General features: G+C 72.9%; 18 protein-coding genes. 5 read left to right on the forward strand and 13 right to left on the reverse strand.

The annotated features are described in order from the left end of the window. The first annotated feature begins 114 nt into the window (after positions 1-114). Complete coding sequence (locus tag ABZ842_RS08855; RefSeq protein ID WP_361534016.1) at positions 115-1308, forward strand: sulfite oxidase; 1194 nt, start codon at positions 115-117, stop codon at positions 1306-1308. Here the strand turns inward: ABZ842_RS08855 and bla are convergent. Continuing rightward, a complete protein-coding gene (bla, locus tag ABZ842_RS08860) occupies positions 1301-2260 on the reverse strand; it encodes a class A beta-lactamase (protein ID WP_361534019.1) in 960 nt (319 codons plus the stop codon). The genes ABZ842_RS08855 and bla overlap by 8 nt on opposite strands. A 144-nt stretch (positions 2261-2404) precedes the next feature. Between bla and ABZ842_RS08865 the strand changes: the two genes are divergently transcribed. Both ABZ842_RS08865 and ABZ842_RS08870 read left to right on the forward strand, forming a co-directional pair. Beyond that, positions 2405-3565: a MerR family transcriptional regulator gene (locus ABZ842_RS08865; protein ID WP_361534022.1), complete on the forward strand. Its 1161-nt coding sequence runs from the start codon at positions 2405-2407 to the stop codon at positions 3563-3565. Further along, positions 3559-4254, forward strand: a complete 696-nt coding sequence (locus tag ABZ842_RS08870; protein WP_361534025.1) for a hypothetical protein — start codon at positions 3559-3561, stop codon at positions 4252-4254. The genes ABZ842_RS08865 and ABZ842_RS08870 overlap by 7 nt, the downstream gene beginning before the upstream one ends. Positions 4255-4311: 57 nt before the next feature. Here ABZ842_RS08870 and ABZ842_RS08875 read toward each other — a convergent pair whose 3' ends face one another. The 8 genes from ABZ842_RS08875 to ABZ842_RS08910 form a co-directional block, all read right to left on the reverse strand. Continuing rightward, on the reverse strand, positions 4312-6126 hold the full coding sequence (locus ABZ842_RS08875) for a serine/threonine-protein kinase (RefSeq protein ID WP_361534028.1): 1815 nt from the start codon (positions 6124-6126) through the stop codon (positions 4312-4314). 70 nt (positions 6127-6196) lie between these two features. Then, a complete protein-coding gene (locus ABZ842_RS08880; RefSeq protein ID WP_361534031.1) occupies positions 6197-7045 on the reverse strand; it encodes a hypothetical protein in 849 nt (282 codons plus the stop codon). A 1-nt stretch (position 7046) separates the two neighbouring features. Next, positions 7047-7526 (reverse strand): hypothetical protein, encoded by a 480-nt coding sequence (locus ABZ842_RS08885; RefSeq protein ID WP_361534034.1) that lies wholly within the window; start codon positions 7524-7526, stop codon positions 7047-7049. Further along, on the reverse strand, positions 7513-9384 hold the full coding sequence (locus tag ABZ842_RS08890) for a hypothetical protein (RefSeq protein ID WP_361534037.1): 1872 nt from the start codon (positions 9382-9384) through the stop codon (positions 7513-7515). The genes ABZ842_RS08885 and ABZ842_RS08890 overlap by 14 nt, the downstream gene beginning before the upstream one ends. Before the next feature lie 224 nt (positions 9385-9608). After that, complete coding sequence (locus ABZ842_RS08895; RefSeq protein ID WP_361534040.1) at positions 9609-10709, reverse strand: hypothetical protein; 1101 nt, start codon at positions 10707-10709, stop codon at positions 9609-9611. Next, entirely contained in the window at positions 10706-12088 is a 1383-nt protein-coding gene (locus ABZ842_RS08900) for a cytochrome P450 (protein ID WP_361534043.1), read from the reverse strand. The genes ABZ842_RS08895 and ABZ842_RS08900 overlap by 4 nt, the downstream gene beginning before the upstream one ends. A gap of 325 nt (positions 12089-12413) precedes the next feature. Next, the gene (locus tag ABZ842_RS08905) at positions 12414-13751 is read right to left on the reverse strand and encodes an ATP-binding protein (RefSeq protein WP_361534046.1); all 1338 of its coding nucleotides are present in this window, start codon (positions 13749-13751) and stop codon (positions 12414-12416) included. Continuing rightward, a complete protein-coding gene (locus tag ABZ842_RS08910) occupies positions 13748-14404 on the reverse strand; it encodes a response regulator transcription factor (RefSeq protein WP_361534049.1) in 657 nt (218 codons plus the stop codon). Before ABZ842_RS08910 ends, ABZ842_RS08905 begins: the two co-directional genes overlap by 4 nt. A gap of 148 nt (positions 14405-14552) precedes the next feature. On the opposite strand from ABZ842_RS08910, the gene ABZ842_RS08915 reads away from it, so the two are divergent. Then, a complete protein-coding gene (locus tag ABZ842_RS08915) occupies positions 14553-15479 on the forward strand; it encodes a DUF3152 domain-containing protein (protein WP_361534052.1) in 927 nt (308 codons plus the stop codon). Between the two features lie 94 nt (positions 15480-15573). Here the strand turns inward: ABZ842_RS08915 and ABZ842_RS08920 are convergent, their stop codons facing one another. The 4 genes from ABZ842_RS08920 to ABZ842_RS08935 are packed head-to-tail and all read right to left on the reverse strand — an operon-like array spanning position 15574 to position 19161. Then, entirely contained in the window at positions 15574-16308 is a 735-nt protein-coding gene (locus ABZ842_RS08920; protein WP_361534055.1) for a type 1 glutamine amidotransferase, read from the reverse strand. Next, on the reverse strand, positions 16305-17048 hold the full coding sequence (locus tag ABZ842_RS08925) for an amino acid ABC transporter ATP-binding protein (RefSeq protein ID WP_361534058.1): 744 nt from the start codon (positions 17046-17048) through the stop codon (positions 16305-16307). The genes ABZ842_RS08920 and ABZ842_RS08925 overlap by 4 nt, the downstream gene beginning before the upstream one ends. A gap of 5 nt (positions 17049-17053) precedes the next feature. Then, positions 17054-18265, reverse strand: coding sequence for an amino acid ABC transporter permease (locus tag ABZ842_RS08930; RefSeq protein WP_361534061.1), 1212 nt, complete (start codon positions 18263-18265; stop codon positions 17054-17056). Continuing rightward, positions 18265-19161, reverse strand: coding sequence for an ABC transporter substrate-binding protein (locus ABZ842_RS08935; protein WP_361534064.1), 897 nt, complete (start codon positions 19159-19161; stop codon positions 18265-18267). The genes ABZ842_RS08930 and ABZ842_RS08935 overlap by 1 nt, the downstream gene beginning before the upstream one ends. A gap of 288 nt (positions 19162-19449) precedes the next feature. Between ABZ842_RS08935 and ABZ842_RS08940 the strand changes: the two genes are divergently transcribed. Next, positions 19450-20487, forward strand: coding sequence for a LacI family DNA-binding transcriptional regulator (locus ABZ842_RS08940; protein ID WP_361534067.1), 1038 nt, complete (start codon positions 19450-19452; stop codon positions 20485-20487). The last annotated feature ends 133 nt before the right edge of the window (positions 20488-20620 follow it).

Raw genomic sequence — 20620 nt, forward strand, 5'->3', positions numbered from 1 at the left:
GCCCCGGCGTCGCACGGCGCTGATCGTGTCAACTCGATGAACTGCCCGCGAATGCACGGCGGGTGCCTCTAGCATCGCGACGAAGGATGTTGTCCCGCTGCCGGGAGGCTGCCCGTGTCCCCTGCCGTCGACCGCCGTGACCTGCTGAAACTGCTCGCCGCCGGGTCGCTCGCCGGGCCCGCGGTCGCCGCCGCCCAACTGGCCGCCGCGCCCGCGGCGCGGGCGGCCCCGGGCATCGTCAAGCCGCTGCCGCCCGAGGTGTTCACGGTGCGCGGCACCAACGCCGAGACCCGTACCGACGCGTTCCGCGGCACCGGGCTGCTCACCCCCGCCGACCGCTTCTTCGTCCGCAACCACACCGCCACGCCCCGGCTGAGCGAGCGCGACTGGAAGCTGACGGTGTGGGGCAGCGGGCTGCGGGGCCGGCGCGCGGTGGAGTTCGACTACGCGCGACTGCGCTCGCTGCCGTCCGTCACCCGCACCGCCGTCGTCGAGTGCGCGGGCAACGGCCGCAGCTACTTCGCCTCGCAGCAGGGCGAGCCGGTCAGCGGCACCCCGTGGACACTAGGCGCGATCGGCGCGGCCCGCTGGCGCGGGGTGCGGCTGCGGGACGTGCTGGAGCGCGCGGGCGCGTCGCCGTCCGCCGTCGCCGTGATGCCCCGCGGCCTGGACGACGAGTTCGTCACCGACGGCGTCAACCTGGGGCGGGTGCGCCGCCCGCTGCCGCTGGCGAAAGCGGTGGACGACGTGATCCTCGCGTACGAGATGAACGGCGAGCCGCTGCCGTACGACCACGGCTTCCCGGTGCGGGTGGTCGTGCCGTCGTGGATAGGGATCGCCTCGGTGAAGTGGGTCGGTGACATCGAGGTCAGCGAGACGCCGCTGGACTCGCCGTGGACCACCCGCTTCTACCGGCTCTTCGGCGCCGGCCACCCGCCCGAGGGGTCCGCGCCGCTGACCCGCCAGACGCTCAAGAGCGCCTTCGAGTTGGCGCCCGGCGCACAGCTGCCGGCCGGCCGGGAGCACCTGCTCACCGGCCGCGCCTGGTCGGCCGCCGCGCCCGTGCGGCAGGTGGAGGTGAGCGTGGACGGCGGTGCGCACTGGCAGACGGCACGGCTGTGCGACGTGCCGCGCCGCGACGGCTGGGTGCGGTGGGCCGTGCCCTGGCGGCCGGAGCGCACCGGCCCCGTCCACCTGCTGTCGCGGACGACCGACCGGGCCGGGAACACCCAGCCCGTCCGGTCGGCCCACAACACCCAGGGCTATCTCTTCGACGCCGTCGTCCGGCACCAGGTGACCGTCACCTGAGGGCCCCGGCCAGCAGGGCGCCGGTCTTCTTGATGAGCGCGTTGTCCCGGGGGCCCTTGGGCGAGTCGGGCTTGGTGCTGAAGACGGAGAGGACCACCGGCGCGCCTTCGGGCGTCCAGGCGATGCCGACGTCGTTGTTGGTGCCGTACTCGCCGCCCCCGGTCTTGTCGCCGAGCTTCCAGTCCGCGGGCAGCCCGGCGCGCAGCCGCTCGCTGCTGGTGGTGTTGGCCAGCAGCCAGTCGGTGAGCAGCTGGCGGTCCGGGCGGTTGAGGACGGTGCCGAGGACGAGCCGGGTGTAGGTGACGGCGATGGCCTTCGGGGTGGTGGTGTCGGTGACGCGGTCCGGCTCGGCGGTGTTGAGGTCGGGCTCCCAGCGGTCGAGGCGGGTGACCTCGTCGTCGATCGAACGGCAGAACTCGGTGATCGCCGTCGGGCCGCCGAGCTCCCGCAGCAGCAGGTTCGCGGCGCAGTTGTCGCTGTAGGTGATGCTGGCGTCGCACAGCTCGCGGATCGTCATCCCGCGCGCCACGTTCTTCTTGGTGATCTGGGAGGAGTCGGGGCCGCCGGCGGCGAGCACGTCGTCGTACGTGTAGCGGATGCGGCGGGCCAGCACCTCGCCCCGGTGGTCCAGGTCGCGCAGCACGGCGGCGACGGCCAGCGTCTTGAACACCGAGCAGATCGGGAAGGGCCGGTCCGCGTTGTGCGCGACGGTCGCCCCGGTGCGGAAGTTGTAGCCGACCACGCCGAGGAGGGCGCCGTGTTCCTTCTCGTACGCGCGCAACTGCGCCGCGACGGCGGGGTCGGTGGTGCCGAGGGCGGCGCCGCGGCCCCGTCCGCCGGCGGGGGCGGCAACGGCGGGCGCCGCGCCCAGGCCGACGGCCAGAGCCGATCCGGCGCCGACGGCCCCGACGGCGAGGGCGGTGCGACGGTTGAGGGTTCCTTGCGTCTTCACGGTCTCGTTCCCCACGTCGTTGGTTCTGACATCGATCAGTGATCATCACGTGGTGCCCGGGGCCGGCGGTTCCGCCGGGTTGCGGTGATAGGCCCGCTGGCCTCGCTTGACTTTCGAGCCGCTTGAACCCGCACCATCGCCGTCATGAACGACGACGAAACCGCCGGCGACGGCGGCGAACTGATGGGCATCGGGGCCTTCGCCCGCCTCGTCGGGCTCGCGCCCAGCGCCCTGCGGTTCTACGACGACTGCGGGGTGCTGCGCCCGGCGTACGTGGACGAGGTCACGGGGTACCGCTCCTACGCGCCCCGGCAGGAGGCCCGCGCGGTGCTGGTGCGCCGGCTGCGGGAGGCCGGACTGCCGCTCACCGAAGCGACCGTGGTCCTCGACGGCGACCGGCGCCGCGCCCAAGAGGTCCTGGCGGAGCACGCCCGTACCGTCCGACGGACCGCGGCGGCGGCACACGCCACGATCGCGGACGTCCTGCGCCAGCTGGACGAAGCGGCGGGCGAAACGGCGCGGGCCGCGGTCGGCGGCGCCGAGTGGGCCAGCGCCCTGCGGCAGGTGGCGCCCGCGGTCGCGCCGGCCGCCGCGCGGCGCGCGTTCCCCGTACTCGGGCGCGTCCTGGTCGAAATCGACGGCCACGAGGTGCGCGTGGTGGCCACGGACCGCTATCGGCTGGCGGTGCGCGAGCTGCGTCCGACGTCCGTGGAGGCAGCGGCCGGCGGCCCGGTCCGGCTGACGCTGGAGGCCGGGGCGGTGGCGGAGGTCGTCGCCTGGGCGCTGCGGCAGTCGGAGGTGGTGATCACGGCGTCCGCGGAAGCAGCGGAGGGCGGCCGGCTGTCCGGCGACGACCGCACCACGTGGCCGCTGCTGTCCGCGGCTGCCGAAGAGGGGGCGTATCCGGAGTACGGGGCGGTCCTGGCGGGTCTGCCGCCGGTGCGGCAGCGGATCGTCGTCGACCGCGGCGCCCTGTGTGCCGCCGTCGCCGACGGCGCACGGGCCACGGGCGCACTGCGCCTGACGGCCACGGCGCACCGGCTGACGATCGCGTCCGGCCCCGGGCCCGGGGCCGAGCTGCCCGCCATCGGAACGGGCGTGCCGGTCCCCTTCGCCATGGATCCGGACGTCCTGCTGCCGGCCCTGGAGGCGAGCGTGGGCCCCGACGTGCTGCTGGAGGTCGCCGACGCGACGCAGCCCGTCGTGATCCGCTCCGCCGACCAGGGCGGTTTCACCACCCTCGCGATGCCCGTCCGCCTGACCGCCGACGCCACCCCCGACACCGACACCGACACCGCATGCTGATCGAGGACCGAAAGGCCAGGGCCATGGATCCCCACCACCCCGTCATCGCGCTGTGCGCGGAAGGCATGCGTGCCGAGGCCGCCGGCTCCCCCGAGCGGGCGCACGAGCTCTTCCGGCAGGCGTGGGAGACGGCCGAGGCCGCCGACCCCGTCGACGACTACGCCGCCTGCGTCGCCGCGCACTACGTGGCCCGGCACCAGCCGGCGCCCCGCGACGCGCTGCACTGGAACCTGGTCTGCCTTGAGCGGGCGGACCGGGTCGGCGACGAGCGCGTACGCGGCTTCCATCCGTCGCTGCACCTGAACCTCGCCGCCGCGTACCGGGAGCTCGACGAACCGGCCCGGGCCCGGGAGCACTTCGCCCGCGCCGCCGAGCACCTGGACGACGTGCCCGAAGGGCCGTACGCGCAGTGGATCCGCATCGCGGTCGCCGAGGGCCTCAGATGGTCGGGGTCGGTGCCGGAACGACCCGCGGAGCCGCTGGTGGCGCGGCTGCTCGCGGAGTTCTGCGCCCGTGGCGACCTCAAGGCGCTCGGGCTCGTCCTGCCGGCATACCTGACGGACCTCGGCGGCGAGGACGACCGCGTCCGGCTGGTGACCGCGCTGCACCAGGTGCACGCCTCGCGCTGGCTGCCGCCCGACGCGTCAGACGACGTGGGCCGGGTCATCGCCGCGCTGGGCGCGTCGTGACGTACGCGCAAACGCGGACGTAAGCGCAGACGGTGCGGCGGAGGGCGTGGGCGGTCCTCACGACTTCGCGGGGCTCAGACGGTTCACCTTGCCCTGCGGGGTGGCCTCCAGATGGCCGGACTGCCGGTAGTCGTTCGACAGATAGACCGCCAGGCCCAACGAGCGGTCGAAGACGGTGTTCGGCTCGCGGACGGACAGGTACCGGCTGGTCGGGTCCTGGACGTTCAGATCGCGCTTCGCCCTGGCCATCAGGGTCGGGACCGCGTCCCAGTTGAAGGCACCCAGGTCGAAGGGCTTGTTGCCGGTGAACAGCACGCCCTTGTTCGGCAGCTGCATGACGCCGCCGTCGAGGCGGTACATGTAGGAGTCGTACTTGGTGTCGCTGCCCTTCACCATGGCCTGCACCATCACGTACTCCGGATAGACGGTGAAGCTCCCGATCCGCTTGGGGTCGGCTACGGACGACAGCTCCTTGATGGCCAGCCGGATGCCCTCGGGCGTCAGCAGGTCCTTCACTTCGCCCTTCTCGGCACCCTTCCCCTTGTCCGTGCTCTTGTCCGTGCTCTTGTCCGTCTCCTTGCCCGTGGCGGTGCCGGACGCCTTCGCTCCGGGGCTCGGCAGGGCGGTGTTGCCGGTGCCGATCGACGCCGGCGACTTCTTCTTGTCCTCGTCGTCCGGTACGAGGAACCAGACGAGGGAGGCGATCACCGCCGTGGACAGCAGGGAGGAACCGATCATGAGGCGGCGGCCCAGGCGCGAGGGCGAACCGGACTGCGGCGCGGGGCCGGACAGCGGGCCGGTGGGACCCGGCCCGGGGGCGGGGGTGGGGATGGGGATGGGAGTGGGCGCGCCCTGGTAGGCAGTGGAGGGGCCGAATCCTTCCGCCGTGCCCGGCGGGGCGAGTTGGTACGACGTGGCATCGGCGGACTGCGCCCCGGTGACGGCGGCGGCTCCTGCGGCGGACGGCGTCCCCACGGTGCTCGGCGCAGCGTTCCCCGGCTCGGCTTTCCTTGGCGCCGCGCTTCCCGAAGCCGCCTCGGCGAGCATCCGGTCCAGGGCGTCCGGGCCCGGCCGCGCCGTCGGGTCCTTCACCAGGACGGCTTGGAGCACCCCGGTCAGCGGCCCCGCCTGCCGCGGCGGCGGCAACTGCTCGTTGAGGACGGCCGCGAGGGTCGCCAGCGCCGTGGCCCGCCGCAGCGGATGGCGGCCCTCCACCGCGACGTACAGCATCATCGCCAGGGACCACAGGTCGGACTCGGGCCCGCCGTCCTCCCCGGTGATGCGCTCGGGGGCCATGAAGTCCGGGGTGCCGATGATGGAGCCGGTGGCCGTGAGGACCGTGGACTCGCGGATGGCGGCGATGCCGAAGTCCGTGAGAACGGGGCGGCCGTCGGGGCGCAGCAGTACGTTCGCCGGCTTGACGTCGCGGTGTTGGATGCCCGCGGCGTGCGCCGCCCCCAGCGCCGCCAGCACCTCGCGGCCGAGCCGGGCGACCTCGGCGGGCTCCATGGGGCCGCGGGCGAGCCGGTCCGCGAGGGAGCCGCCGGTGACCAGCTCCATCACCAGCCAGGGGTAGGTGTCCTCGCCGCCGTCGACGACGTGGTGGATGGTGACGACGTTGGGGTGGTCGACGCGGGCGAGCGCCCGGGCCTCCCGTAGCACCCGGGCGCGCAGTGACCGGGCGGCCTCCGGGTCGAACTCGGCCAGCGCGGGGTCCGGCGGCCGGACCTCCTTCAGCGCCACGGCCCGGTCCAGCAGCAGGTCCCTGGCCCGCCAGACCATCCCCATGCCGCCGCCGCCCAGGCGCGCCTCCAGCTCGAACCGCCCGTCGATGACGCGTCTTCCCGCGTTTGCGTTGTCCCCGCCGCTCATGGCCGGGAGCTTACGAGACGGGACCGACAGCGCGTCACCCGGTCCGGTCCGCAAGAAGCCGGGCCTTCGATCAGTACCCAGGTGGGTCGAAGTGCTCCAGGACGGTGTTCATCAGCCGGCGCTGGTAGGGCATGTCGCTGGTGGCGCCGCAGACGTACACGACGTGGACGTCGCCGTCGTCCCCGGTGAAGGCCCGCTCGATGCAGGTGCGCATCTCTTCCGAAGGCGACTGCTGGAACCGGTAGGTCAGCTCGGCCGCGTCGCTGGTCGGGTTCTCCGGTCCGCTCTGCACGTATCCGAGCTTGACCCGGCGGTAACCGAGCTGGCCGGTGAGGTCGGTGTCCGACTTGGTCACCAGCGCGAGGGGGGTTTCGCTGGTGTCGGAGAAGTCCATGACCATCAGCCGGTCGTCGCCGGAGGGGTCGTTGTAGGCAACGCTGCTGGAGCTGGTGTCGCGCAGCCAGCCGTCGGGCACGGCGACCGTGTAGCCCTCGACCTGGGTGACCGTGTAGTCGATGCTGTCCAGGCGCTCGCTGGACTCGCCCGACTCGCCTGATCCGTCCGCGCCGTCGGATGCGGAGGCCGAGGAACCCGGGCGCGACGGCGGGGAGTCGTCGTCCAGGAGGACGTACCAGACCACGGTGGCGACGGCGGCGACGGCAGCCGTCGCGGCGCCCACCAGGGCGACGGTGCGGGTCCGCCGTCGGCGGGCGGTGGCCGGCGAGGGCGGGATCGCCTGCCCGTCGGCGCCGATCTGCACCGTTTCGGCCGGGGCCCCCGTGCCGGACGGGTCCCACTGCGGCGGCAGCCGTGGGAAGGGGGGCGGTGGCGCGGTGTACGGTACGGGCTTCTCGTCCCGCTCCCAGCGCTGGGCGCGCGCGTCCCAGCGCGCCGTGCCGTCCTCGTTCACATCGGCCACCTCAACCTCCCAGGAGGGCGGCGACGAGTTCGGCGACGGCGACCCCCGAGCCGAGGGCGCCGGCCCACTCGCCCGCCGAGGCGAGCGAGGAGCGCAGTCGCTCCAGCCGGGGCCGGCCGGCTTCGCCGGAGGCGGTGATCTCCTCCTCGGTGGCGACCAGTTCGGCGTCGAGTACTTCCGTGTCGGGGGTGCTGACGAAGCGTGCCAGGTCCGCTCTCAGGGCGCGGACGGCCGCGAGGAGTTCGCGCTGCGCGGCGTCGGACTCCCCGTGGCTGACGTTGGTGGTGGTCGCGGTGGAGTGCGCGCCGAAGGTCAGCGCGCTGTTCGCCACCGAGCCGATGCGGACGGTCGCGCCCGAGGCACCGGGCCGGTCGGTGGCGCCCGTGACACCCGCCCCGTCGGTCGCGCCCGTGGCTGCCGCGGCGCCCGTGGCGTCGGCCGTCGGTTCGCCCGGTGCCGGAGGGCCGTCAGTCCCTGTCATGGTCTGCCCCCATTTTTCTGCTCTTGCCCTGGGACTTGCTGAGGTTGGTCACCATCGCGACGCTGTGTTCGCCGAAGCCGAAGGCGCTGTTGCTGGCGGAGTCGATGTACACCCCGCCGCTGACGTGGACGATCTTCTGCTCGAACTCCTCGGTCTGCCAGCCGGCTTCCCGCAGGGCCTGGGACACCCCGTCGGTGATCCGGTCCTGGATGCTCTTCAGGTACCGCGAGACGTCCATCTCCTGGAAGAGGGACGCCTTCTCCTCCGCGGTGAGCGAGGGCGAGCCGTCGTTCTTGGAACCGCGCTCGCGCACGGACAGGACCGGGCCCTCGGGCATCGCGTCGCCGTGTCCGCCCACGGCCTGCTCCCACAGTCCGAGCCAGGAGCTGTAGAGGGTGAAGACGGCCGTGCCGACCGAGGCGGGGGTGTTGGTGACGGCCCAGGCGAGCTTGCCGGCGGTGCCGTTGTACGCGTATCGGTGCGCGTCGCGCTCGGCCTCGCGGAAGCGTTCCTTGACGGGGGCCAGGACGTGCGGGGCGACCTCCAGCATCAGCATGCCGCCCTGGGTGTGGACCCGGACGAAGACGGTGACGACGACGTCCTCCTCCCAGCCGCCGACCCGGACGCGCAGGAAGTGCCGGCGGGCCTCGCCGCCCTCCTCGACGGCGTCCGCCAGGTGCTCCGCCGCCAGTTCGGCCTCGTACGGCGCGCCGTCGCGGTCGGGGATGCCGTCGGCGGGCAGGAAGACGCACTCGTCGATGCGGAGTTCCCGCAGCCGGTCGCGGACCGCTTCGGTGGTTCCCGCCGAGCCGGGGGCCGGCGCCCGCAGGGCCGCGACCAGCGGTCGGATGCGTTCCAGCACGGCGTGGTTGTTCAACGGCACGGGTTGGCCGTCGGCCCGGGGCCGCAGCTCGACCGCGAGGCTCCACGCCTGGAAGGCGGTGCCGGCGCCGCGGAACGGGTTCGACGAGTGGTACATCGTCAACGAGGAGTGCTGTTCCCTCCGAATTTCGGCCATGATCCGCTGGCCGCGCAGACCGGCGGCGGCTTCGGCGGGGTCGCCCGCCACGTCGGGGAAGCGCACGGCGGACAGCGGGCCCGTCATCACCCGGGCGCTCTGGCCGCGCCGCAGCCCCACCAGGAAGATGATCAGTGCGTAGAGGAAGGCGGCCAGCAGCGCGGGGGCCGGGTCCTCGAAGCCGTCGAACCCGTCGAAGGCGGTGAAGTCGGCGAAGGGGTTGAACTCGTCGGACATGTCGGCGCCGTCGAAGGGCCAGATGCCGTCGGTGATGTCGACGGCGTCGGACGACGGCTTGGCGTCCGGTGGACGTACCCAGTCGTCGGGCGCGCCTTTGGTCCTGGGCGCGTCGACGAAGAGGCCGACGACCCCGCCGACCACCAGCTTCGCCCCCATCAGGGCGAGCATCAGCCGGGTGTACCAGCGGACGAGCAGGACCACGCCGCGGGTCAGCGGGCGCGGACCCGCGGCGGACGCGTTGAACCGGCCGACCACCGCCAGTACGAGGCTCGGCACCAGCAGCAGGAGGAAGTAGCCGTCGGAGAGCGGGACCGCGGCCACCCACAGCGCCAGGATCCCCAGCGCCCAGGCCAGTTCGGTGCGGCGGGCCAGCAGGGCGTGGGCGAGGACGCGCGCCGCGTCGTAGCCGAAGGAGGGCGCGGTGAAACGTTCCTCGTGGACGTACAACTCGTCGATGACCTGGGCTCTGTAGCGCGGATCGACGTGCGCTCCGACGCACAGCAGGCGGCACGCCTCGCTCGTGGCCGGCTCCGCTGGGCGGACCGACCCCCCTCGGTCGGATTCGGGACCCGCCTGGTCCGGCACCGCGATCCCCGTCACAGGCCCTCCGTTCGTGAGGTCGAGCTTCAGGAGCGTAGGGGATGCGCCGGGGCCTGCGGACGGCTTCTTCGGACTCGGCCGGAACACGTCGTCGAACACGGACGGCCGGGCGTCCGAACGATGCGGAAAGGAGCCCTCCGGGGCAGGGGGTGACGGCCCGTAGGGGCACGGGCCGCCACTTTCGGGGGCCGCGCCGGCATGGGCGGCCCCTCGTCATCGACCGGTCAGGACGCCTCGATGTGCTCGTGGCAGCCCAGCCGGTCGTGGCGCGCGCCCCGCAACAGCGAGGTGTCGCTGGCCAGTCGGACGCCGTCCGCGCGGCGGTACCGGTCGGACGAGGCCGACCAGTCGAGGTTGCCGCGCATCCACGCCTCCATGCCGTCGGAGTACGACTCGACGGCCTCGCGCTCGGCGGTGGTCAGTCCGAACCACTGGTACGACAGGGTGCGCAGCTCCTCGCGGGCCCGCCAGAAGTCCTCTACCCACCGGCCCACGTGCCCGTACACGGCGTCGATCGCGTCCTGGAGCCCGCAGTCGTGCTCCCGGGCGAGGACGAGCACGCCGTTCGTCGTCTCACCGGCCACCAGTTCCTTGCGCAACGACACGATGTCGTTGACCCACACGACGACGTCGGACGCGCGGTTGAACATGGTCTGGAACTGGTCCGTCTCGTGGAGCAGCGGGGGGATCTCGCTGTCGGACGCCACTTCCAACAGGTCGAGCGAGGGGGTGATGCCCCCGGAGGCGCGGCGCAGCTGGGTGTAGCCGAGCAGTCGGGGGGTGTGGCGGTGCCTGCGGTTGAGCGACTCGTACTTGAACGCGGCCAGGAAGTGCGTCATGTGGAGGGTGAAGCGCATCCGCCAGGCCGCGCTCCTGGCCAGCGCGAGTTCCCGCCAGACCTGGGAGAGCACGGTGTCGAGACGGCTGGCCTGGCTGTGTCGCACGGAGGCGTCGGGGGTCAGCAGTCGCAACATCCGGAAAGCGGACGAGTCGTAGTCGAGGAAACCTTCCGGCTGTCGGTCGTAGCAGTCGTCGATGACGAACGCCCAGGTGAACCAGCCGGCGATGGCTTCGGCCCGGTGGAAGCCCATCGCCGGGTAGGAGCGGGCGATGAGTTCCCCGAGGTGGCTGCGGGCCAGTCGGTCCCGGGCCGCCGCGCTGTCGAGGAGGTCGTAGTCGTCCGCCCAGCGCAGGACGGCGTCCTCCAACTGGTCGACCCACGGCGAGGTGCGGGGTTCGAGGTCCAGCAGAGGGTGGCCGGGGCTCGGCCAGAGGTCGAGTGACGCTCCGTCGGGGCCGCCTTGCGGGGCGAGCGGCCCGGTCACGCCCGGGGCTCTGTCGTCATGGGCAGCGGGCCGGCGGTCAGTTCGGCCTTGGCCACCGGACGGAGGCGGTGTCCGGGTACCGGTCGAAGCCGCCAGGCGGAGAGGATCGACGCGAGCGCGATGGTGCTCTCGTGGTTCGCCAGGACGTCGCCGAGGCACTTGCGGGTGCCGCCGCCGAAGGTGATCGTGGCGTTCCGCGGCAGCTTCGCCGCGTTCTCGGGCAGCCAGCGGTCGGGGTCGAAGCGGTCGGCGTCGGCGAAGACGTCCGGGTCGCGGTGGAGGGCGTAGGGGCTGAACAAGATGCTGGCGCCGGCCGGCACCGGGTGTCCGGCGAGGGTGGTGTCGACGGAAGTGCGCCGGGTGATGAACCAGACGGGCGGGTACAGCCGCAGGGTCTCGGCGACGACGCGCTGGGTGTAGGGCAGCCCGGGCAGGTCGTCGTAGCGCGCGGGGCGTCCGCCGAGGACCCGGTCGACCTCGCGCAGGAGTTCGCGCTCCACCTCGGGGTGCTCGCCGATGAGGTGGAAGGCCCAGGTGAGCCCGGACGCCGGGGTCTCCACCCCGGCCGCGAGCACGGTCATCAGCTCGTCGTGGATCTCGCTGTCCGTCATGCCGCGGCCGGTCCGTTCGTCGCGGGCGGCGAGCAGCACGGTGAGGATGTCGTCGCGGTCCGCGGTGTCCCTGCGGTAGGCGTCGACCATGGTGGCGATGACCGCGTCGAGGCGCTCCATCGCCCGGGTGAACCGCCGGTTGGCGGGGGTCGGCAGGGAGTGCAGCAGCGGGAAGGGGATCACCATCCGGCGGTACACGCCCTTCCACACGACGGGGAAGGAGCGCTGCACCTCCGCGACGGCGTCGCCGGCGATGCCGGAGGAGAACATCAGTTGGGCGGTGACGCGGGTGGTGAGTCGGCTCATCTCGGTGCCGACGTCGACGACGCGGCCGGGGCGCCAGGCGTCGGTGAGGGCGGTGACCTCGTCGTGCATCACGCTGGCGTAGCGCACGAGTCGGTCCCGTTGGAAGGCGGGCTGGATGTACCGCCGCTGCCGTTTGTGCGCCGCGGCGCCGCAGGTCCCGACGCCGTCGCCGAGCAGCAGCTTCATCGTGTCGATGAACTCGCCGCCCTTGTCGAACGTCCGCGGGTTGTGCAGTACTTCCTGGACGACGTCGTGGGTGCAGGCCAGGTACGCCGTGTTGGCGCCGATCCTGACCTTGACGAGGTCGCCCTCGTGGCGCAGCCTCGGCAGGTAGTCGAGGGGGTCGCGGAAGAGCTGGAGGGCGTTGCCCAACAGCGGAACTCCGCCCGGTGCTTGCCCCAGCCGGTACGCACGGTGGCTGCTGGCGCCGCGGCAGTCGCGGGTGATGGTTGTGGTGCTCACGTGAAGAACCCTTACTGCGGAGACGACAGGACACACCTGTCGCCTGATCGTCATCAATGCCGGATTCGTCGTGCGTGCGTGCGCCCTCGCACCGGAACGGGTTCTCCGTTCACTGGCCCGCTGTTGATTCGGACACCGTCGTCCGGACCGCGATCAACCTGACGCAGTGACGGCAGGGACGAGCGGGCGTACGGGCGAGGTGTGCACAGTACGCATACGGATTGAAACACCACGTCGCCCCCATGTGCCATGTGCCACTCCGGCCCGCCGGGGTGATGCCGGGCCTCACTCGAACGTGTTCAACCGCGCCCGGGACCCGGTCAGCTCAGCGGTACGGACGGGCAGTTGCGCCGGGTGGCGGTGTTCCGGCGCGGTTCGTCGGGCCGGGCGTCGGCACGGTCGCGGTCACGGTCAGTCCGCCGCCCGGGCGCGGCTCGGCCGTGACGTCGCCCTGGTGCGTACGGGCCACGGCGCGCACGATCGACAGCCCGAGGCCGCTGCCGCGCGCGGAGCCGACCCGGTCGGTGAGGCGTCGGAAGGGTTCGAAGAGGACCGGGATCTCGTGGGCCGCGACGACGGCGCCGGTGTTGCTGACCGTGAGGGTCGAGCCGTCCCGGCCGGTGCCGGTCCGTACGCTGAGCGCTCCGCCCGGGACGTTGTACTTCACCGCGTTGTCGACGAGGTTGCGCACGAGCTGCTCCACCAGCACGGGGTCGCCCACGGCGGGCGCGGGGTGGAGTTCGCGCTCGACGGTGATGCCGCGCTCCTCGGCGCCGGCGGCCGTGTGGGTGAGCACGGTGGCGGTGATGGCGGCGAGGTCGAGGGGCAGTCGTTCGTAGGCGGTGCTCTCGGCGCGGGCCAGGGTGAGCAGGGAGTCGATCAGCCGCTCGTGGCGCTCGTTGACCGCGAGCAGGTTCTCGCCGAGCTGCTTGACCTCGGGCGGTGCGGCGCGGCGGGCGACGGCCACCTCCACCAGGGTGCGGCCCACCGCGAGCGGAGTCTTCAGCTCGTGCGCGGCGTTGGCGATGAACCGGTCCTGACCGGCGAACGCCTGGTCGAGGCGGTCCAGCATGCTGTCGAAGGAGTCCGCGAGCCGTTTGACCTCGCCCGGGGGTTCGTCGAGGTCGATGCGTTGGTGCAGGGTGCGGCCGGCGATCCGTTCGGCGGTGGAGGTGATGCGGTTGAGCGGGCGCAGCAGTCGACCGGCGACCAACCAGCCCATGGTGGTGGCGACCACCCCGACGCCGAGCACGGTGAGTCCGCCCTTGGCCATGAGGTTGGTCTCCATGGAGGCGAGGATGGTGTCGCGGGAGGCGGGGTCGATCTCGATGCGGGTCCGGGGCTGTTCGGGCAGCGGCGGCGCTTCGGCCCGGGACGGCGGCCAGCCGGTGGGCTGCGGCGCGTCCGAGGCGCCGTCCCCGGGCGGCGGGCTCGTCCACGCGTCCGCGGTCCCTGCCGACGGCTGCGCGAACGGCACCTCGGTGGACGGGGTCTCAAGGGTCTTCTCGACGGCGGGGAAGGGCAAACTCAGGGTGTACGCCATGCTGTTGCCGACCAGGATCAGCGCGCCGCCGAAGATCGCCGCGCCGGCGACGAAGAACATCAGGCCGAAGACGACCGTGAGGCGGACCCTGAGGCTGCCGCCGAGTGCGCGCAGGATCATCGGATGCGGTATCCGACGCCGGTCAGGGTCTCGATGACGGGCCCGTCGCCGAGCTTGCGGCGCAGCGAGCGCATGGTGACCCGGACGACCGTGGTGAACGGGTCGACGTTCTCGTCCCAGGCGCGCTCCAGCAGCGCCTCGGCGGACACGGGCGCGCCGTCGGCCCGCATCAGCTCCTCCAGCACGGCGAACTCCTTGCGCGACAGGGATATGTACCGGCCGTCGCGGGTGATCTGCCGAAGGTGCGGGTCGAGGCGGATGCCGGCGCGTTCCAGCACGGGCGGGGCGGCGGGTCGGGAGCGCCGGCCGAGCGCCCTGATCCGCGCCACGAGTTCGGCAAAGGCGAACGGTTTCGTCAGATAGTCGTCAGCGCCGAGGCCGAGGCCCGCGACGCGTTCGGCGACGGTGGTGGAGACCGTGACCATGAGGACCCGGACGTCCGCGCCGGAGGCGACGGTGCGCCGGCACACCTCGTCGCCGTGGACCAGGGGCAGGTCGCGGTCGAGGACCATCACGTCGTACGCGTGCACGGCGAGGTTCTCCAGCGCGGCCTCGCCGTCGTGGACCACGTCCACCGCGATGCCCTCGTCCCGCAGCCCCTCGGCGATCGCCGCGGCCAGCATCTCCTCGTCCTCGACCACCAGCACCCTCATGCGTCCCACCCGCTCCTCACCGCGTTGATCTGCACCAAGTATCCGTGTCCGATGTGAAAGCAGTGTGAGCGGCTTCGCTCACCAAGATCGCACGTGCCTTCGCGTGGACTGGGGTCCGCACCGCTCCCCTCCCCGCGAAGGCTCTGCCATGTCTGACCGTCGGCTCTCGACCGGCTCCCACCGCCGAAGCCGCCGGGCCCGCCGCGCCCCCGCCCCGCCGGGTCGCCGCACGCGGCGGGCCCGCCGCTCCGGGCCCTCGGCCACCTTGAAGGTCCTGCTCCTGTTGGTGTGCGTGGGGGCGGTGGGTTGGGGCGGCCTCACCGTGCTGTCCGACCCGTCGGACTCGCGCGACGCGGCCTCGTCCCGGCCGAACCGGCCGGATGCCGACACCGGCGCGTCCCCCGAGGTGGCCTCCTCCGAGAAGGCGAAGACGAAGCCGTCGCCCGAGGCCGAGCGGCCGGCCGACTCCGCCGAGGAGCGCGAGGACCGTCCGGCGCGCTCCTCCTACCGGGAGCGGGGCCCGGGCACGTACACCTGGGCACGGGGCAACGGCGCCCGGGCCGGGCACTCCGGTCGGCTGGTGCGGTACGGGGTGAAGCTGGAGGACGGCACGGGACTCGACGTCGACGACGTCGCGGCCGAGATCGACGGCATCCTGCGCCACGAACGCGGCTGGACCCGCAAGGGCGTCGCGTCCTTCCAGCGGGTCGACGCTCCCCCGTACGACATGCTCGTCCACATCGTGTCGCCGAAGACCACGGACAAGCTGTGCGGCGCCTGGGGGTTGGACACGGGCGGGCAGGTGAACTGCGCCAACGCGCCCGATCTGATCGTGAACGTGCGCCGTTGGGTCGAGCTCAGTGAGCAGTACCGCGGGCGTCCGCACGACTACCACGCACTGATCATCAATCACGAAGTGGGGCACGTACTCGGCTACGGGCACCGCACCTGCGCGGGGCCCGGCAAGCCCGCGCCGGCGATGATGCAGCAGATCAAGGGGTTGCGCGGGTGCACCGCCAACCCTTGGGTGTACGACGCGGACGGCGAGCTCATCGGCGGGCCCAAGGTGCCCTGAGGACGCCCCGTCGCACGAAGCGGACGGCAGCCGCCACCGAACCCCCGGGTGGCGGCTGCCGTCGTGTGCGCTCACGGCGCGGTGGGGGCGGCGGTCAGCCGGCCGCGTGGACCACGTCCGCCCAGGCGCGGGCGGCCTGCGTCCAGGTGGCACGCAGCGCGGGTTCCGCGGCCCGGACGGACGCCACGGCCGCATCCGGGTCGCCGCCGGCGCGGGCCACGGCCGGCCCATCGGACGCGGACCACTCGGCGACGGCGTCGCCCAGCACCTCGGGGTGGAACTGCACGCCCCAGGCGCGGGGGCCGATCCGGAACGCCTGGTGCGGGCAGTCGTCACCGCCGAGCAGCGGGACGGCGCCGGGCGGCAGTTCGCCGATCTCGTCCCAGTGCCACTGGGCGGCGGGGGCGCCGTCGGGCACGGCGCCGAAGACCGGGTCGTCCGCCGCGGCGGGCAGCCGGCGCACCGGTACGACACCCACCTCGGGCCCCCGGTCGCGGACCACCACGCGGCCCCCCAGGGCGTGGGCCATGATCTGCCCGCCCAGGCATATGCCGAACAGGGGGACCGCTTCGTCGACGGCCCGGTGCACCAGGGCGCGCACGGCGGGCAGCCAGGGCGCGGCCCGTTCGTCCTCGCAGTTGGCCGCACCGCCGAGGACGAGCAGTCCGGCGTGGTCCGCGAGGGTCGTCGGGACGGGTTCGCCGGCCCAGGGGTGGACGGTGTGCAGCGCGAGGCCCGACTCTTCGAGGGCTCGTCCGACGAGCCCGGGGCCGGTGCCGTCCTCGTGTTGGATCGTCAGGATCCGGGGGGTGACCTGTGGCCGTGTCACAGTCGTCCTGCCTCCACAATCTGCTGGAGGAACGCCTTGGTGCGCTCCTCGCGGGGGTCGCCGAAGATCTGCTCCGGCGGGCCTTCCTCCAGGACCGTTCCCTGGTGCAGGAAGCACACCTTGTGCGCGACGTCCCGCGCGAAGCCCATCTCGTGGGTGGCGAGCACCATCGTCATGCCGTCCTCGGCGAGGTCGCGGACGATGGCGAGTACTTCGGCCACCAGTTCGGGGTCGAGCGCCGAGGTGATCTCGTCGAGGAGCAGCAGCCGGGGGCGCATCGCCAGCGCGCGGACGATGGCGACGCGCTGCTGCTGGCCGCCGGAGAGCCGGTCGGGTAGCGCCGTCGCCTTGTCGGCAAGGCCGATGCGCCGCAGCAGTTCGAGGGCCCCGGACTCGGCCTCGTCCTTGGTGGCGCGGCCGAGGACGGTCGGCGCGAGGGTGATGTTGCGCAACACGTCCATGTGCGGGAAGAGGTTGTAGTGCTGGAAGACGATGCCGACGTCGCGGCGCAGCCGGTCGACGTCCACGCCGCGGCCCGAGATGGGGTCGCCGTCCAGGACGATGCGGCCGGCGTCGATCTCCTCCAGGGCGTTGATGCAGCGCAGCAGGGTCGACTTGCCGCAGCCGGAGGCGCCGATGAGGGTGACGACCTGGTGCTGTGCCACGGTCAGGTCGAGTCCGCGCAGCACTTCGTGGCTGCCGTAGGACTTGCGGATCCCCTCGATGTCCAGGAATGCCATGGGACTCAGTCCTTCCCTGCGGCGCTGCGGGCCAGCAGTCGGTCGGCGAACCGCGTCTGCGGGATGGTGATCAGGACGAAGAGGGCGGCGACCACGGTCACGGAGGAGAGGTTGAACTCGTTGGAGGCGTAGATCTTGGCCTGGTTGAAGGCGTCGATGGTGCCGATGACGGTGACCAGCGCGGTGTCCTTCTGGAGCCCGATGAAGTCGTTGAGCAGCGGCGGGGTGACCCGGCGCACGGCCTGCGGCACGACGACGTGGCGCAGGGTGCGGCTGTGGGACAGGCCGAGCGAGCGGGCCGCTGCGGTCTGGCTCCAGTGGATGGAGTCGATGCCGGAGCGGTAGACCTCGGCGACGTACGCCCCGTAGGTGAGGGTGAGGGCGAAGATCGCGGCCCAGGTCGGGGTGAGGGAGCTGAGGACTGGGATCTGGGCGAGCGGCAGGCCGAAGCCGATCAGGTAGATGATCACGATGCTGGGGACGGCGCGGAAGACGTCGACGTAGGCGGTCGCGAGCCAGCGCAGGGGGCGGCCGGCGCGGCCGGGCGCCAGTTTGGCGACCGCGAGGACCAGTCCCCAGACGAGGACGAGGACTTCGGCGGCGACGGCGATGAACACGTTGGTGCCGAAGGCCCGGGTGACGTCCGCGAAGCTGGCGGAGATCGCCTCGGGGCTGAAGAAGGTGGCCTGCACGGCCTGGTCGTTGGCGAGCAGGAAGACCGTGAGGACGGTCAGCAGGGCGACGGCGAGGGAGCCGCCGCAGGCGACCCACGCGGCCTCGCGCGCATCGGCGGCTTCGGCGCGCGCGTCGGCGATCCGCTCGGGGTGCGGGGCGGCGGCCCGGGCGCGGGCGCCGCGGCGCAGGGCTTCGACGGCGGGTTTGAGCACGGCGAGCGCGGCGAGGGCGCCGGCGACCGCGACGGCCTTGAGCACCCAGGACCAGGCGCCGCTCGTGGGGGCGGTCTGCCACAGGGTGGCGGCGGTCCAGGCCGCGAAGACCACGGCGAGGGCGGCGACGGCGAGGGCGATGGGCGCCAGGAGGGTGGGCACCGGCACGCGGGCGGGGGCCGGGGGCCGGATCGCGGTGGTTGCGGCAACCGCGGCTACCGCATCGGGCGCGGCGGGCTTCCGGAGTCCTTGGGCCTGCTGGGTCTGCTGAGCCTGCTGAGATCTCTGGGACTTTTGCGCCTGTTGGGCCTTTTGGGTCTTTGGGTTCATCACAGGCTCCAGATCGGGACCGCGGCCGGGTCGCCGCCGAGGGCTTCGCCCAGGTACTGCTCGGAGAGCCGGTCGAGGGTGCCGTCCCGGTCGAGTTGGGCCAGCACGTCGTTGATGACGGCGGTGTTGGCGCTGCCCTTGGGCAGCAGACCGCCGTACGACTCGCCGGTCTGGTACTGGCCGACGACCGCCACCTTCCCGTCCGAGCCCTTGGCCTGGCCGAGGACGATGGCGGTGTCGGTGAGGACGGCGTCGATGCGACCGCCCTGGAGCGCGGCCAGCATCTCCGCGTCACCGGGGAAGACCTGGGCCGCCTCGGCGGGCTTGAGGGTCTCCTGGACGAACTTCGCCCCGGAGGTGGCCTGCTTGACGCCGAGCCGCAGGGTGCGGACGTTCTCGGCGGTGACCGTGCCGGGCTTGGCGAGCACGCCGATGTTGGAGTCGAAGTACGGGCTGGTGAAGTCGACGGCCTTCTTCCGCTCCTCGGTGATGGAGATCTCGGCCATGGCGAGGTCGTAGCCGCTGCCCTTGCCGGCGACCATCGCGTCGAAGGAGACGTTGCGGATCTTCAGCTTGTCCAGGCCGGCGCGGTGGGCGAGCTGCGCCGCGAGGCAGTACTCGAAGCCGCTCTTGATCTCGGCGACGGTGTCGCCGTTCCACCAGCCGCGCGAGGGCAGGTCGCCGGCGACGGTGAGGGTGTCGGACTCCACCGTCTTCAAGGTGATGCTGCCCTTCTCGCCGGAGACCCGGCAGTCGCCGTAGGCCCCGTCCTTCGCCCGGGTGACGGCGGCGCTGGAGGAGCCGCCCGGGGTGCTCTCGGCACAGGAGGCGAGGGTGAGTGCGAGGGCCGCCGCCAGGGCGGGGGCGGCGACGGCTCGGACGGATCGGCGGCGCACGGTGGCTCCCAAACGTCGAAAAGAGGCCGCCCAGATCAAGCCAAAACGCAGACGCGGCAGGAACCAAAAGGTTTTGGGCGGTGAGGATGGGCGATATGCTCAACCAAAAGGTTTTGGCAGTCAAGAGATCGTTGAAGATTGATCCTCGGACGGGGTCACCGGACGGCTGCTGGAGCCGCCCGGAAGCGGGCCGCGGCCACGAACCGCGTACGCACCGACCCCGCGGCCACGAACACCCACCGGCGCCGACACCCAGCACCGGCAGCCGCCACGAGGAGGAGGGACGCGATGGCCCTACCGGCCGGCCCGCCCCACGGCCCGCAGACCGCGCGATCCGTCGGCATCAAGGACGTCGCGCGGGCCGCGGGGCTCTCCATCACCACCGTCTCGCACGCCCTCAACGACAAGGGCAAGGTGAGCGCACGCACCCGGGAGCGGGTGCGGCACATCGCGGACGAGTTGGGCTACCGCCCCAACCCCGCGGCGCAGGTGCTGCTCACCGGCCGCACCGGGGTCGTCGGCCTCGCCGCCGGACACCAGAGCGCGGAGGCGTGGGAGCGGACCTACCGCCCTTACTACGCCTCGCTCACCGCGGGCGCGATGGTCGCGGCCGTCGACCGGGACTACGCGCTGGTCGTCGTGCCGGCGCGGCCGGGTACGGACCTGTGGACCCGGATTCCGATGGACGGCCTGATCGTCGTGGACCCCGTCGCCGGGGACCCCGTCATCACCGAGGCGCTGCGGCGCGGGCTCGCGGTGGTCACCGACGGTCGCCCGATCGACCCGGAGCACGCCCACATCCCGTACGTGCACAGCGACATGGGCTCCGGCGTACCGCTGGCGCTGGACCACTTGAGGGCGGGCGGGGCGCGCCGGACGGGGCTGTTCACCGGGCCGGAGCTCGACGCGTACACCCTCGACAGCGAGCAGGCGTACGCGCGTTGGTGCGCGGACCGCGGGCTGCCGGCCGCGGTCGAGCGGGTCCGGGACGGGGAGCCGGCGCGGGACGCGGCGCGTCGGCTGCTACGGGCCGAGGACCGGCCGGACGCGGTCCACGCGCTCAACGAGACGTACGGCGAGGCCCTGCGCGCCGCCGCCGACGACCTGGGGTTGAGCATCCCGGGGGACCTCCAGATCACCGCGATGGGCGACAGCGAGCCGAACGCCCGCCCCGCACTGACCCTGTTGACGCTCGCCCCCCGCCGTACGGGCGCACTGTGCGCGGGCATGCTGATCGACGCGCTCGCCGGGCGGACTCCGCAGCCGCTCTCGGTGCCGTGCGCGCTGGTTCCGGGCGACTCCACGCGGGCGGGCGCTCCCGGGTAGCGCCGCGGTCGAGACACGGCAGCGGGCGCGTCCCTTCGGGTTTCCACCCCGAGGGACGCGCCCGTCCGGTTCCGTTCGCACGCGGTTGTCGCGACCACGACTCCGGCGCGGTCGTGGCTCAGGCACGGCCGCA

It is taken from the genome of Streptomyces sp. NPDC047315, assembly GCF_040643215.1.
Lineage (GTDB): Bacteria > Actinomycetota > Actinomycetes > Streptomycetales > Streptomycetaceae > Streptomyces.

Bases quoted from the DNA above. Each gene is read 5' to 3' on its own strand.
- ABZ842_RS08865 (WP_361534022.1), top strand. From the start codon at position 2,405: ATGAACGACGACGAAACCGCCGGCGACGGCGGCGAACTGATGGGCATC.
- ABZ842_RS08870 (WP_361534025.1), top strand. From the start codon at position 3,559: ATGCTGATCGAGGACCGAAAGGCCAGGGCCATGGATCCCCACCACCCC.
- ABZ842_RS08875 (WP_361534028.1), bottom strand. From the start codon at position 6,126: ATGAGCGGCGGGGACAACGCAAACGCGGGAAGACGCGTCATCGACGGG.
- ABZ842_RS08885 (WP_361534034.1), bottom strand. From the start codon at position 7,526: ATGACAGGGACTGACGGCCCTCCGGCACCGGGCGAACCGACGGCCGAC.
- ABZ842_RS08905 (WP_361534046.1), bottom strand. From the start codon at position 13,751: ATGATCCTGCGCGCACTCGGCGGCAGCCTCAGGGTCCGCCTCACGGTC.
- ABZ842_RS08910 (WP_361534049.1), bottom strand. From the start codon at position 14,404: ATGAGGGTGCTGGTGGTCGAGGACGAGGAGATGCTGGCCGCGGCGATC.
- ABZ842_RS08915 (WP_361534052.1), top strand. From the start codon at position 14,553: ATGTCTGACCGTCGGCTCTCGACCGGCTCCCACCGCCGAAGCCGCCGG.
- ABZ842_RS08925 (WP_361534058.1), bottom strand. From the start codon at position 17,048: ATGGCATTCCTGGACATCGAGGGGATCCGCAAGTCCTACGGCAGCCAC.
- ABZ842_RS08930 (WP_361534061.1), bottom strand. From the start codon at position 18,265: ATGAACCCAAAGACCCAAAAGGCCCAACAGGCGCAAAAGTCCCAGAGA.
- ABZ842_RS08940 (WP_361534067.1), top strand. From the start codon at position 19,450: ATGGCCCTACCGGCCGGCCCGCCCCACGGCCCGCAGACCGCGCGATCC.